Origin of the sequence: Streptomyces sp. NPDC050509, from assembly GCF_044457965.1 — a bacterium.
Classification (GTDB): Bacteria; Actinomycetota; Actinomycetes; order Streptomycetales; family Streptomycetaceae; genus Streptomyces.
On the sequence record NZ_JBITHL010000010.1, the window covers coordinates 150867 to 164455 of the forward strand.

General features: G+C 71.2%; 11 protein-coding genes. 1 reads left to right on the plus strand and 10 read right to left on the minus strand.

Annotation, left to right across the window (positions count from 1 at the left end; translation table 11 throughout):
* Positions 1-187: 187 nt before the first annotated feature.
* The 7 genes from topA to ACIBJC_RS27920 form a co-directional block, all read right to left on the minus strand.
* Positions 188-3049, minus strand: coding sequence for a type I DNA topoisomerase (gene topA, locus ACIBJC_RS27890; RefSeq protein ID WP_399297020.1), 2862 nt, complete (start codon positions 3047-3049; stop codon positions 188-190).
* 432 nt (positions 3050-3481) lie between these two features.
* Positions 3482-3679: a hypothetical protein gene (locus ACIBJC_RS27895; protein ID WP_329824091.1), complete on the minus strand. Its 198-nt coding sequence runs from the start codon at positions 3677-3679 to the stop codon at positions 3482-3484.
* A 181-nt stretch (positions 3680-3860) separates the two neighbouring features.
* A complete protein-coding gene (locus ACIBJC_RS27900) occupies positions 3861-5408 on the minus strand; it encodes a methyltransferase (RefSeq protein WP_399297022.1) in 1548 nt (515 codons plus the stop codon).
* Between the two features lie 145 nt (positions 5409-5553).
* Entirely contained in the window at positions 5554-6147 is a 594-nt protein-coding gene (locus tag ACIBJC_RS27905) for a small secreted protein (protein ID WP_399297024.1), read from the minus strand.
* A 310-nt stretch (positions 6148-6457) separates the two neighbouring features.
* Complete coding sequence (locus ACIBJC_RS27910) at positions 6458-8869, minus strand: sodium-translocating pyrophosphatase (RefSeq protein WP_399297026.1); 2412 nt, start codon at positions 8867-8869, stop codon at positions 6458-6460.
* Between the two features lie 219 nt (positions 8870-9088).
* Positions 9089-9541: an ATP-binding protein gene (locus ACIBJC_RS27915; RefSeq protein WP_399297028.1), complete on the minus strand. Its 453-nt coding sequence runs from the start codon at positions 9539-9541 to the stop codon at positions 9089-9091.
* 102 nt (positions 9542-9643) lie between these two features.
* Entirely contained in the window at positions 9644-9997 is a 354-nt protein-coding gene (locus ACIBJC_RS27920; RefSeq protein WP_003967428.1) for an STAS domain-containing protein, read from the minus strand.
* Positions 9998-10076: 79 nt separating this feature from the next.
* On the opposite strand from ACIBJC_RS27920, the gene ACIBJC_RS27925 reads away from it, so the two are divergent.
* Complete coding sequence (locus ACIBJC_RS27925) at positions 10077-12620, plus strand: DEAD/DEAH box helicase (protein WP_399297030.1); 2544 nt, start codon at positions 10077-10079, stop codon at positions 12618-12620.
* On the opposite strand, the gene ACIBJC_RS27930 is transcribed toward ACIBJC_RS27925, so the two are convergent.
* The 3 genes from ACIBJC_RS27930 to ACIBJC_RS27940 are packed head-to-tail and all read right to left on the minus strand — an operon-like array spanning position 12508 to position 13545.
* Positions 12508-12921 (minus strand): Rv3654c family TadE-like protein, encoded by a 414-nt coding sequence (locus tag ACIBJC_RS27930; protein WP_399297032.1) that lies wholly within the window; start codon positions 12919-12921, stop codon positions 12508-12510. The genes ACIBJC_RS27925 and ACIBJC_RS27930 overlap by 113 nt on opposite strands.
* Positions 12918-13346 (minus strand): TadE family type IV pilus minor pilin, encoded by a 429-nt coding sequence (locus tag ACIBJC_RS27935; RefSeq protein WP_399297034.1) that lies wholly within the window; start codon positions 13344-13346, stop codon positions 12918-12920. Before ACIBJC_RS27935 ends, ACIBJC_RS27930 begins: the two co-directional genes overlap by 4 nt.
* Positions 13333-13545: a DUF4244 domain-containing protein gene (locus ACIBJC_RS27940; protein ID WP_399297036.1), complete on the minus strand. Its 213-nt coding sequence runs from the start codon at positions 13543-13545 to the stop codon at positions 13333-13335. The genes ACIBJC_RS27935 and ACIBJC_RS27940 overlap by 14 nt, the downstream gene beginning before the upstream one ends.
* Positions 13546-13589 lie beyond the last annotated feature (44 nt).

The following is a 13589-nucleotide window of genomic DNA, read 5'->3' on the forward strand; positions in this document are numbered from 1 at the left end:
CGCCCAGCCTATCCGGAGCCACCGACAACCCTGGAGCCCCGTCCGAACAAACGACCACGTGGCCACCCTCGCCGGCGCTCGCCGCCCGCCCCCGGAGGCCCCGACCCGCCTCTGTTACGGGGGTCGAGGTGTCCGGGCGTCGGGGTATCCGGGCCGGGCGTCCAGGCGTCCGTTACGCGTTCGACCGCTACGCGTCCGTCTTCGCCGAGCCCGCAGCCGAGGCCGACGACTTCTTGGCGGCCGTCTTCTTCGCCGCGGTCGTCGTGCCGGCTCCGGCCGCCTTCTTGGCCGTCGTCTTCTTGGCGGCGGTCTTCTTCGCCGTCGTCGCCTTCTTGGCAGGCGCCTTCTTGGCCGGAGCCTTCTTCGCCGCCTTCTTGGCGGTCTTCTTGGCCGGGCCCTTCGCGCGCTTCTCCGCAAGCAGCTCGTATCCGCGCTCCGGGGTGATCCCCTCGACGCTGTCGTCCGTCCGCAGGGTCGCGTTCGTCTCGCCGTCCGTGACGTACGGGCCGAACCGCCCGTCCTTCACGACCACGGGACGCTCACTCACCGGGTCCGTGCCCAGCTCCTTCAGCGGGGGCTTGGCCGCGGCCCGGCCCCGCTGCTTGGGCTGGGCGTAGATCGCCAGCGCCTCTTCGACCGTGATGTCGAAGAGCTGGTCCTCGCTGGTCAGCGACCGCGAGTCGGTGCCCTTCTTCAGATACGGGCCGTACCGGCCGTTCTGCGCGGTGATCTCGACACCTTCGGCGTCGGTCCCGACCACTCTCGGCAGCGACATCAGCTTGAGCGCGTCGTCGATGGTGACCGTGTCGAGCGACATGGACTTGAAGAGCGAGGCGGTACGGGGCTTGACCGCGTTCTTGCCGGTCTTCGGCGTGCCGTCCGGCAGGATCTCGGTGACGTACGGGCCGTAGCGGCCGTCCTTCGCCACGATCTGGTTCCCGGACACCGGGTCGGCGCCCAGCTCGAAGTCGCCGCTCGGCTTGGCCAGCAGCTCCTCCGCGTACTCGACCGTCAGCTCGTCGGGTGCCATCTCCTCGGGCACATCGGCGCGCTGGTGGCCCTCCGCGTCCTTCTCGCCGCGCTCCACGTACGGCCCGTACCGGCCGACGCGCAGCATGATGCCGTCGCCGACGGGGAACGAGGAGATCTCCTTGGCGTCGATCGCGCCGAGGTCGGTGACGAGTTCCTTGAGACCGCCGAGGTGGTCCCCGTCGCCGTTGCCCGCGCTGGAGGCTGCACCGGCGTTGTCGTCGCCCTCGCCGAAGTAGAAGCGCCTGAGCCACGGCACGGACTGGGCCTCGCCCTGCGCGATGCGGTCGAGGTCGTCCTCCATCTTGGCCGTGAAGTCGTAGTCGACCAGTCGGCCGAAGTGCGTCTCCAGCAGGTTGACGACAGCGAAGGACAAGAAGGACGGCACCAGCGCTGTGCCCTTCTTGAAGACGTAACCGCGGTCGAGGATGGTGCCGATGATGGAGGCGTACGTCGACGGGCGGCCGATCTCGCGCTCTTCCAGCTCCTTGACCAGCGAGGCTTCGGTGTAGCGGGCCGGAGGCTTGGTGGCGTGGCCGTCGACCGAGATCTCCTCGGAGGAGAGCGCGTCGCCCTCGGCTACCTGCGGCAGCCTGCGCTCGCGGTCGTCCAGCTCCGCGTTCGGGTCGTCCGCGCCCTCGACGTACGCCTTCATGAAGCCGTGGAAGGTGATCGTCTTGCCGGAGGCGGAGAATTCCGCGTCCCGGCCGTCGCTCGACGTCCCGCCGATCTTGACGGTGACGCTGTTGCCGACCGCGTCCTTCATCTGGGAGGCGACGGTCCGCTTCCAGATCAGCTCGTACAGCCGGAACTGGTCGCCCCTCAGTCCGGTCTCCGCAGGGGTGCGGAAACGGTCGCCCGAGGGACGGATCGCCTCGTGCGCCTCCTGCGCGTTCTTGACCTTCCCGGCGTACGTACGCGGCTTGTCCGGCAGATAGCTCGCCCCGTACAACTGCGTGACCTGGGCGCGGGCCGCCGAGACCGCGGTGTCCGAGAGCGTGGTGGAGTCCGTACGCATGTAGGTGATGAAGCCGTTCTCGTACAGCTTCTGCGCGACCTGCATCGTGGACTTCGCCCCGAAGCCGAGCTTGCGCGACGCCTCCTGCTGGAGCGTCGTCGTACGGAAGGGCGCGTACGGGGAGCGGCGGTACGGCTTGGACTCGACCGAGCGCACGGAGAAGGACGACTCCGCCAGCGCGGCGGCCAGCGCCCGCGCGTTCGCCTCGTCGAGGTGCAGCACCTGGTCGGACTTGAGCCGGCCGTCCGGGCCGAAGTCGCGGCCCTGGGCGACGCGCCGGCCGTCGACCGAGTTCAACCGGGCGACCAGCGACGACGGGTCGGAGGAGTCCCCCGGGCGGCCGGTGGAGAACGTGCCGGTCAGGTCCCAGTACTCGGCGGAGCGGAAGGCGATGCGCTCGCGCTCGCGCTCGACGACGAGCCGGGTGGCGACGGACTGGACGCGGCCCGCGGAGAGGCCGCGCATGACCTTCTTCCACAGGACCGGCGAGACCTCGTAGCCGTACAGCCGGTCGAGGATACGGCGGGTCTCCTGGGCGTCGACCATGCGCTGGTTCAGTTCGCGCGGGTTGGCGACGGCGGCCCGGATCGCGTCCTTGGTGATCTCGTGGAAGACCATCCGGTGGACGGGGACCTTGGGCTTGAGGACCTCCTGGAGGTGCCACGCGATGGCTTCGCCCTCGCGGTCCTCATCGGTGGCGAGGTAGAGCTCGTCGGATTCGGCCAGCAGCTCCTTGAGCTTTCTGACCTGCGACTTCTTGTCCGCGTTGACGACGTAGATCGGCTGGAAGTCGTGTTCGACGTCCACACCGAGGCGGCGCACCTCGCCGGTGTACTTCTCGGGCACCTCGGCGGCGCCGTTCGGGAGGTCGCGGATGTGCCCGACGCTCGCCTCGACGACATAGCCAGGGCCGAGGTAGCCCTTGATCGTCTTCGCCTTGGCAGGCGACTCGACGATGACGAGTCGGCGGCCGCCGTCTGCGGTCTCGCTGGTCGGGGACAACTTCGCTCTTCTCTCCGGTCGACGCTGGGTGGGCCCGTACGGCAGTACGGCAGAACGGCACGGCGGGGCGCGGGACCGCCCAGCGATGACGCTGCTTCGCTGCGGAGTGTGACGGTACAACCCGCCCCCGTGTCAAACGACGAAAGACCGCAACGGCCACTCGAACGGTAACCCGACTCCAGCCATTCCTGCCGCCCGGACCCCCGCGCCCGCCGCGTCGGGCCGCTTCGGCGGCGTCCGCGCCGGGGCGCCAGGGGCCGGTCGGGCAGGGGTGCCTCGTGAGGCCTGCGGCATCGGCCCGGCCCGGGTCCCGCCCAGGTCCCGGCGCAGGTCCGGCATGCTTCCGCAGCAGGTCCGGGGGACGGCGGCGGAGCACGGCGGGCCTGGACGATCACGGCCCGGCGGTTGCGGCAAGGTGGTGGAACGCTTGGATCAGATACGACCGAAGCACCACACGCCGAGAGCGAGAAAGACCACGCCCGAGAGTGTCGCGAGCGTGATGGACGCCGCAGGCCGGACGCCGTGCGCGACCGGCGCCCGGTGCAGGACGCGAGCGCCCGTCCACAGCAGCAGCCCGGCCCCGAACAGCGTGAACACCACTCCCGCGAAGATCGCCGGCTCGCTCTCCATGCCCGCCCCCCGTTGCTCCGTGGCGCCCGTTCCATGGCGCCGGGAATCCAGTAGGCGGATGCTGGCAGCCCGGGACGTACCCGGCGCGAACTCCGGGTGAACGCGGCGCATCGCCGACCGGCCGGCGGCTCACCGGGGAAGGCCGGGGAAGGCTCATCCCGGCGACGTCATCTCGGCGGCGTCATCTCGGCGAGGGGTCCGGTGCCGAGCCGGGTGCGGAGCCCGGGGCCGGCACCGGGGCCGGTTCGATGAAGCCCTCCTCCACCAGCAGCCGGATCGACTGCGGGGTCCGGTCCCGGAGCAGGACCGGGTCCTCCCCCATGAGCTGGGCGATCGCGTCCAGGATCCGCCCGGCGCTCAGGGAGCCGTCGCAGACCCCCGCGAACCCGGCGCCGACCGTGTCGACCTTGGTGGCCCGGCGCATTCCGCGGTTCTGCCGGAGCACCACATGCTCGGGGTCCTCGGCCCCCGGCAGCCCGACCTGCTCCTGGACGACCTCGGCCGCGAGGACGAAGTGGTCGGCGAGCAGCGCGGCGTCGTCACGCGCCCGCAGGTAGTCCTGGCGCTCGAAGTGGGCCCGTACGCTCTCGCCGAGCGGCTGCTCCACCGAGTGCGGCCACTCCTCCACGACGATCGACGGCTGCGCGGCGCCCGACTTCCTGAGCGAGATCCAGCCGAAACCGACGGCCTTCGTCCCGCGGGCCTCGAACTCGTCCAGCCAGGCGTCGTAGCGCGCCGCGTACGCCTGCGGATCGCTGTGGTGGTCGCCGCTGTCGCGCAGCCACAGCTCGGCGTACTGCGTCACGTCCTGGACCTCGCGCTGCACGATCCAGGCGTCGCAGCCGCGCGGCACCCACGAGCGCAGCCGCTCCTGCCATTCCTCCCCCTCCACGTGCTGCCAGTTGGCGAGGAAGTGCGCGTATCCCCCCTCGTTCAGCCGGTCCCCCGTCTGCTGAACGAGCGTGCGGCACAGATCGTCCCCGCCCATCCCGCCGTCCCGGTAGGTCAGCCGGGCGCCGGGCGAGATCACGAACGGCGGGTTGGAGACGATCAGGTCGTACGTCTCGTCCCCGACCGGTTCGAAGAGCGAGCCCTCGCGCAGCTCGGCGGCGGGCGCGCCGGAGAGCGCCAGCGTCAGGCGGGTGAAGCCGAGCGCCCGCGGGTTGAGATCGGTGGCGGTGACGCGGGTGGCGTGCTGAGCGGCGTGCAGCGCCTGGATGCCGGAGCCCGTGCCCACGTCCAGCGCGCTGCCCACAGGCGTACGGACGGTGAGCCCGGCCAGGGTCGTCGAGGCGCCGCCCACACCGAGCACCACGCCCTCGCCGTGGCCGCTCGCCCCGGAGGCACCTCCGACGGAGCAGCCCAGGTCGGAGACGATGAACCAGTCCTGCCCCTCGGGTCCGCCGTACGGCCGTACGTCCACGGCGGCGGCGATCCGCGCGCCGTCCTGTACGACCCAGCCGTCCTTCAGGGCGGCCTCCAGCGGAAGCGCGGCTTCCGCGCGCTCCCGGGGGACGGGGCGCTGGAGCAGGAAGAGCCGGACGAGCGTTTCGAGCGGCGTGTCGCCGCGGGTGGCGCGCAGGGCGGGCACGGTCTCGCTGCGGGCCAGGGCGGCGTAGGCGGGGGCGCCGAGCAGCTCCAGGAGGCCGTCGGCGGTGAAGTCGGCGGCGAGCAGGGCCGCACGGAGTCGGGGCGAGTGGTCGGGCGCGGGAAGGCTGGTCGTACTCACCCGCCCATTGTGGCGTCTCCCACTGACAACGGCCCGCGGCCCGGCCCCTGGACGCGTGGGTCCGGGCCGGGCCGCGTGTGCCGCGTTCGAGAGCGCGAGCCGCGCGCCGCGGCCCGTGGACCGCGGGCGGACACCGCCGCGCCGGTCAGGACTGGCTGCCCGCCGTGGTGGGAGAGGCGGTCGCGCCGCCGGCCGTGGGCTTCTGGCAGCCGGGCTGCTTCGCCATCGCCTTGCCGACATCGCCGGACTGGAGCTTCTGGAGCGCCTTGTCACCGCTCTTGCTGAGGGTGGCCAGTTCGTCGGCGACGCCCTTGAGGCCGTCGGCGAACTTCGCCTGGTCCTTGGTGTCCAGCTCGTCGACCTTGGTCTTGAGGCCTCCGTAGGACGTCGCGGTGGAGTTGAGCTCCTTGACGGCCTCCTGCTGGGTCTTCTCGCCGTCGGTGACGGGCGGGGCGCCCGCGCTGTTCACGGCGGCACCCAGCGACTTGTACGCCTGGGAGATGGACTGGAAGGCGGCGGAGTCCGTCGTCTGGACGTCAGCGGGCTTGCTGCTGTCCGAGGTCGCCTGCTGGATGGACGTGTTGGCGTCCGCGATCTTCTTTAGCTGTGGCTGGACCTGGTCGCAGACCTTCTTGGCCCAGTCGTTCACCTTGCTGTCGTTGTCTTCGCTACTGCAACCGGACAGCGCCATGAGCAGTACCGCACCGCCGGACAGCGCGGCCACAAGCTTCTTGTTCACCGGATGGGTCCCTTCCAAGGCTCTCGGCCCCGGAACATACACGCCGACGGGGCGGCAGCCATGCGCCGGACGTCCGGTACGTAGGCTATTGCAGCCATTTGCACCAAGGGAGAGACACCTCACGCACACGGCCCGCGGCGGGACGGCTCGTACCTCGCCCCGCGTGTCGGCCTGGGCCCGGCCACGTACGGACGGCGCGTCAATCCGCGCCGCCCGTACGTTTCTTGACCGGCTCCGATCAGCTAGGCAGCGAGAAGTGAGGAGAAGGGGCCATTCGATGATCGGTGGACGATCGGCGGATGACCGGCTGTCATGAGGCCGCCACCGGATCGGGCGACTTCTCGCTGCCGCCGCCGCTGCCTTCCCCGCCGCCCCCGCCCGTGTCGTCCACGGTGACCGAGCGCCGCTTGGAGACGTAGACCGCGCCCACGATGACGGCCAGGGCGAGCACCGCGACCAGCGCGCGGACCCCCGCGCTGGCGTCGGCCCCGTAACTGAACTGCACGACCGCCGGGGCGATCAGCAGCGCGACCAGGTTCATCACCTTCAGCAGCGGGTTGATGGCGGGCCCCGCAGTGTCCTTGAACGGGTCGCCCACGGTGTCGCCGATGACCGTCGCGGCGTGCGCCTCGCTGCCCTTGCCGCCGTGGTGGCCGTCCTCGACCAGCTTCTTCGCGTTGTCCCAGGCGCCGCCGGAGTTGGCGAGGAAGACGGCCATCAGGGTGCCGGTGCCGATCGCGCCCGCCAGGAACGATCCGAGCGCCCCGACGCCGAGCGAGAAGCCCACGGCGATCGGGGTGAGCACCGCGAGCAGCCCCGGCGTGGCCAGCTCGCGCAGCGCGTCCTTGGTGCAGATGTCGACGACGCGCCCGTACTCCGGCTTCTCCGTGTAGTCCATGATCCCGGGGTGCTCGCGGAACTGCCGCCGCACCTCGTAGACCACCGCGCCGGCCGACCGGGACACCGCGTTGATCGCCAGCCCGGAGAAGAGGAAGACGACCGCGGCGCCGAGGATCAGCCCGACCAGGTTGTTCGGCTGGGAGATGTCCAGGCTGAGCGTCAGTTCGTCGGCTCTGGCCCCGACGTCCGCGACGGCCGTCGCGATGGCGTCCCGGTACGAGCCGAAGAGCGCCGCCGCGGCGAGTACGGCCGTGGCGATGGCGATGCCCTTCGTGATCGCCTTGGTGGTGTTGCCCACGGCATCGAGGTCGGTGAGCACCTGGGCGCCCGCGCCCGTCACGTCGCCGGACATCTCGGCGATGCCCTGGGCGTTGTCGGAGACCGGCCCGAAGGTGTCCATGGCGACGATGACGCCGACGGTGGTGAGCAGCCCGGTGCCGGCCAGGGCCACCGCGAAGAGGGCGAGCATGATCGACGTACCGCCGAGCAGGAACGCCCCGTACACCGCGAGACCGATCAGCAGCGCCGTGTAGACGGCGGACTCCAGGCCGATGGCGACGCCCGCGAGCACGACCGTGGCGGGGCCGGTCAGGGCGGACTTGCCGATGTCCCTGACCGGGCGCCGGGTGGTCTCGGTGAAGTAGCCGGTGAGCTGCTGGATCAGGGCCGCGAGGACGATACCGATGGCGACCGCGACCAGGGCCAGGACCCTCGGGTCGCCGCCGTGCGTGAGGATCGACCGGTCGGAGACGCCGTCCAGCTCCGCGTACGAGGACGGCAGGTAGACGAAGACCGCCACGGCCACGAGGGCGAGCGAGATCACCGCGGAGATGAAGAAGCCGCGGTTGATGGCGCTCATGCCGCTGCGGTCGGCACGGCGCGGGGCGACCGCGAAGATGCCGATCATCGCGGTCACCACGCCGATCGCGGGGACGATCAGCGGGAAGGCGAGGCCGAAGTCCCCGAAGGCCGCCTTGCCGAGGATCAGCGCGGCGACGAGCGTCACGGCGTACGACTCGAAGAGGTCGGCGGCCATGCCCGCGCAGTCGCCGACGTTGTCGCCCACGTTGTCGGCGATCGTGGCGGCGTTGCGCGGATCGTCCTCGGGGATGCCCTTCTCGACCTTGCCGACCAGGTCGGCGCCGACATCGGCGGCCTTGGTGAAGATGCCGCCGCCGACCCTCATGAACATGGCGATCAGCGCGGCGCCGAGGCCGAAGCCCTCCAGGACCTTGGGGGCGTCGGCCGCGTAGACGAGGACCACACAGGAGGCGCCGAGCAGCCCGAGCCCCACCGTGAACATGCCGACCACGCCGCCGGTACGGAATGCGATCTTCATGGCTTTGTGCGAGACAGCCGTCAGATCCTTTTCCGGTTCGCCCTCCGCCGGAGTCGCCTCACGCGCCGCGGCCGCCACCCGCACATTGCTGCGTACGGCGAGACGCATGCCGATGTAACCGGTGGCCGCCGAGAATCCCGCACCCACCAGGAAGAACAGCGAACGTCCCGCACGCTGCGACCAGTTGTCGGCCGGCAGCACCAGGAGCAGAAAGAAAACCACCACGGCGAAAACGCCGAGGGTGCGCAACTGCCTGGCCAGATAGGCATTCGCGCCTTCCTGTACAGCGGCCGCGATCTCCTTCATGGAATCGGTGCCCTCACCGGCCGCCAGGACCTGACGCACCAGCAACTGGGCGACGAACAGTGCGGCCAGCGCGACGACCGCGATGACGATCACGATCAGCCGATTGCCGTCCGTGAGTATCGCGGCCGCAAGAGAAGTGGGGTGCTCGGACAGTTGTGGTTGGAAGTGTCCCGCCATTCGTCCTCCTTGACGCTCAGCGTTCAAGATGGACGGATTGTAGGGAGCGGAACCTGATCAAAACAGAGCGCGCCACAGCGTAATTGACCTTGACATAAGGAATCACCCGGGAAACGAGTAATGGGATAAAAGCGTTTACGAAGCCGGGCGGAAATAAGAAAGGCCCTGCTCAGCAGGGCCTTTCTCGGGACGGCCGGAAGGGGTCGGCCGACAGAATGATCAGGACGTCGCGACAGGTGGTGTCGTGGGCCAGCTCATCCGGATGACGCCGCCGTCGTCGCCCGAAGTCACCTCGACGTCGTCGACGAGGCCGCTGATGACCGCGAGGCCCATCTCGTCCTCGCCCTCGGCATCACCCTCGTAGTCGCCCGAGGACGCGCCCTCGCCCGCCGCCGAGGCCCCGGCACCGGCGCTGCCCGTACCGGACACCCCGTCGCCGACCTCGATGGAGAAAACCTTCTCCTCCTCGGTGAGCACGACGCGCACCGGATCGGTGATGCCATGACTGCGATGCAGCCCGACCGCGCGGCTGCATGCCTCACCGACCGCGAGTCTGACCTCGTCCAACACAGCTTCGTCGACGCCTGCCCGGCGAGCCACGGCAGCCGCCACCAGACGGGCCGTTCTGACATGTTCGGGCTGGGCGCTGAAGCGGAGTTCAACGGTGGCCATGCGATCCCCCTCGAACGTACGGGCGTGCAAACTCACGGGCGCGGGCATCCGGGCGCGACGCCCGGTGCCTCTGCCCACTCCTCCGGAAAGCGGCGTCCGACCTCAGTCGGTGGCCGCCACGGCCTCGTCGACCGTGGTGTGGATGGGGAACACCTTGGTCAGACCGGTGATCCGGAAGATCTTGAGAATGCGCTCCTGGTTGCAGACCAGGCGCAGCGAGCCCTCATGGGCGCGCACACGCTTCAGCCCGCCCACGAGCACGCCGAGACCGGTCGAGTCCAGGAAGTCCACGCCCTCCATGTCGACAACCAGGTGGTAGCTGCCGTCGTTCACCAACTCGACCAACTGCTCGCGCAGCTTGGGCGCGGTATACACATCAATCTCGCCACCGACCTCGACGACCGTACGGTCGCCACCAGGGCCGGACACATTGCGAGTCGACAGGGACAGGTCCACGGATCCTCCAGCACCTTGCTATCGAGCGGTCGCCCCTCGGGTCTCCCCGACGGAGCCAGGGGACGTATCGCCAGCCGCGATGGCATTCAATCACTTACCGGCAGTCATGCACGACGCCTTGGGCTCATTGTCCGTCATGCCAGTGACACACTCGATGCCGATGGCCAGGAAACATCGCCCCAGTGGACCCCCGCAGACCGGGGGCGAACGCCCCTCTCCCGGTACGGTCCTCGACCGGCTCGCCGCAGGGGCGGGCCGTGCTGCGCGCATCACCCATACGGAGCACCTGCCCCCACGTGAGGGCCGTCATGCCGTCTGGCCCGATCGCATCCGCGGGGAAGTGATCAACGCCATCCAGCGGGCGGGCATCGACCATCCGTGGACGCATCAGGCCCAGGCCGCCGAGCACGCCCTGGACGGCGAGTCCGTCGTGATCGCCACCGGAACGGCCTCCGGCAAGTCGCTCGCCTACCTCGCCCCCGTGCTGACCACGCTCCTCGACGGCTCCGAGGCGCCCAACGGCCGGGGCACCACGGCGCTCTACCTCGCCCCGACGAAGGCCCTCGCCGCCGACCAGAGGCGCGCCGTGAAGGCCCTCGCGGCCCCGCTCGGCAACAGCGTGCGCCCCGCCGTCTACGACGGCGACACCCCGGTGGAGGAGCGCGAATGGGTCCGGCAGTACGCGAACTACGTGCTGACCAATCCGGACATGCTGCACCGGGGCATCCTCCCGTCCCACCCCCGCTGGGCCTCCTTCCTGCGCTCGCTGCGCTATGTCGTCATCGACGAGTGCCACACCTACCGCGGCGTCTTCGGCTCCCACGTGGCCCAGGTGCTGCGCCGGCTGCGCCGCGTCTGCGCCCGCTACGGCGCGAACCCGGTCTTCCTGCTCGCCTCGGCCACCGCCGCCGAGCCCGCCCAGGCCGCGGGCCGGCTCACCGGTCTGCCCGTGCACGAGGTCGCCGACGACGCCTCGCCCCGGGGCGAAATGGTCTTCGCCCTGTGGGAGCCCCCGCTCACGGAGCTCCACGGCGAGCGGGGCGCGCCCGTACGCCGTACCGCCACCGCCGAGACAGCCGACCTCCTCACCGATCTGACCCTCCAGGGCGTCCGTACGGTCGCCTTCGTACGCTCCCGGCGCGGCGCCGAACTGATCTCCGTCATCGCCCAGGAACGCCTCGCCGAGGTGGACCGCTCGCTGGCCCGCCGGGTCGCCGCCTACCGGGGCGGCTACCTCCCGGAGGAGCGCCGCGCGCTGGAGAACGCCCTGCACTCCGGCGAGCTCCTCGGCCTCGCCGCCACCACCGCCCTGGAGCTCGGCATCGACGTCTCCGGCCTGGACGCCGTCGTGATCTCCGGCTACCCCGGCACCCGGGCCTCGCTCTGGCAGCAGGCGGGCCGGGCGGGCAGGTCGGGACAGGGCGCGCTGGCCGTCCTCGTCGCCCGGGACGACCCGCTGGACACCTTCCTGGTCCACCACCCCGAGGCGCTGTTGCAGCAGCCGGTGGAGTCCACCGTCCTCGACCCGGACAATCCGTACGTCCTCGCCCCCCATCTCTGCGCCGCCGCCGCCGAACTCCCCCTCACCGAGGAGGACCTGACGCTCTTCGGCCCGGCCGCGCCCGCCCTGCTGCCGCAACTGGAGTCCGCGGGGCTGCTGCGCCGCCGCGCCTCCGGCTGGTACTGGACCCGCCGCGAGCGGGCCGCCGATCTCGCCGACATCCGGGGCGAGGGCGGCCGACCCGTCCAGATCGTCGAGGCCTCGACCGGGCGGCTGCTCGGCACCGTCGACGAAGCGGCCAGCCACACCGCTGTCCACGACGGCGCCGTCCACCTCCACCAGGGCCGCACCTACCTGGTGAAACAGCTCGACCTGCCGGAGTCGGTCGCCCTGGTCGAGGAGGCCAACCCGCCGTACTCCACCACCGCCCGCGACACCACCGCCATCTCCGTCCTCGAAACCGACACCGAGATCGCCTGGGGCACCGGACGCCTGTGCTACGGCTCCGTCGAAGTCACCAACCAGGTCGTCTCCTTCCTGCGCCGCCGGCTCATCACCGGCGAAGTGCTCGGCGAGAGCAAGCTCGATCTGCCACCACGGACCCTGCGCACCCGGGCCGTGTGGTGGACGGTCACCGAGGACCAGCTCGACGCGGCCCGGATCAACCCCGAGCAGCTCGGCGGCGCGCTGCACGCCGCCGAACACGCCTCCATCGGCATGCTGCCGCTCTTCGCGACCTGTGACCGCCGGGACATCGGCGGCGTCTCCGTACCGCTGCACCCGGACACCCTTCTGCCGACCGTCTTCGTGTACGACGGCCATCCCGGCGGCGCGGGATTCGCGGAGCGCGCCTTCCGTACGGCCCGCGCGTGGCTCACCGCCACCCGTGAGGCCATCGCCTCGTGCGAGTGCGAGGCGGGCTGCCCGTCCTGCATCCAGTCGCCCAAATGCGGCAACGGCAACGACCCGCTGCACAAGCGGGGCGCCGTACGGCTGCTGACCGAACTGCTCAGGGCGGCGCCGGCGGATCAGCCGGACCCGGCTGATCCGGGTACGGCGCCTCCGGTGGAGGCAGCGGGTCCGGCGGGTACGCCGATCGGGGCGGACCGGCCCGCGCCCTGACCGTGGGCGCGTACGGACCGAGGCGCGCCACGGCCGTCACCTCCGCGATCTCCCCGCTCAGCACGCACCGCACCACCCGCGCACCCTGCGCCGCCGCCACCTCGGCCGCCCCGCGGCAGGCGACGGCCGGACCGCTCGGCGCACGGTCGGCCGCGGCGAGAGCCGCCAGGTCCGCGGCGGCCCCGGCCCGGTGGCGCGCGACGACCGCCTGGCCCAGGGCGAGCACCGCCGCGAAGACCACGCACATCGTGGTCGCCGCCATGGCCGCCCACACCGTCGCCGCACCACGGTCCCGGCTCATGGAGTCACCTCCACCGGTCCCGGGCCTCCTGGGGCCCCTCCAGGGCCGTCCTGGGCATCCTCCGCCGACGCGACGGCCTCGGACGTGAGCGTCAGAGCCAGTGAGCCGGGTCCTGGCGTCGGTGCCTCCACCCGGACCCGCCACAGATCGCCCGTACGGCCCAGGGTGACCCGGGCGCCCTTCGGGGCGGCCGACCGGGCGGCGGCCAGCGCCACGGCCCGGGGCTCGGACCTGGCCGCCGCCCGCACCCCCGCTCTGGCGGCATCCACGCACTGGATCTGCGCGGCGGCCGCCGTCAGCCCCCAGACCAGCGACAAAGCGAAGACCACCAGCGCGGGCACCGCCACGGCCGCCTCCGCCGTCACCGAGCCCCTGTCCGCCGTCACCGAGTCCCGCTCCGTACGGTCCGGCTCAGAACTGCGCATCGAGCGCCCGGCCGATCAGCCCCTGCAGCGTGCCCGAGACGGCCCCGCTCGTGACCACCCGGTAGAGCACCGCCGCGAAGGCGCAGGCGGCGATCGTCCCCACCGCGTACTCGGACGTCGTCATCCCCGTGTCGGCCCGTGCCCGCCGCAGCCAGGTCCGGCGCAGCCTGTCCGCTCGCCGTGTCCATCGTGTCCGCATATGACTCTCCCCGTGTTCCCCGTGACACATCGTCAGAATTTGTT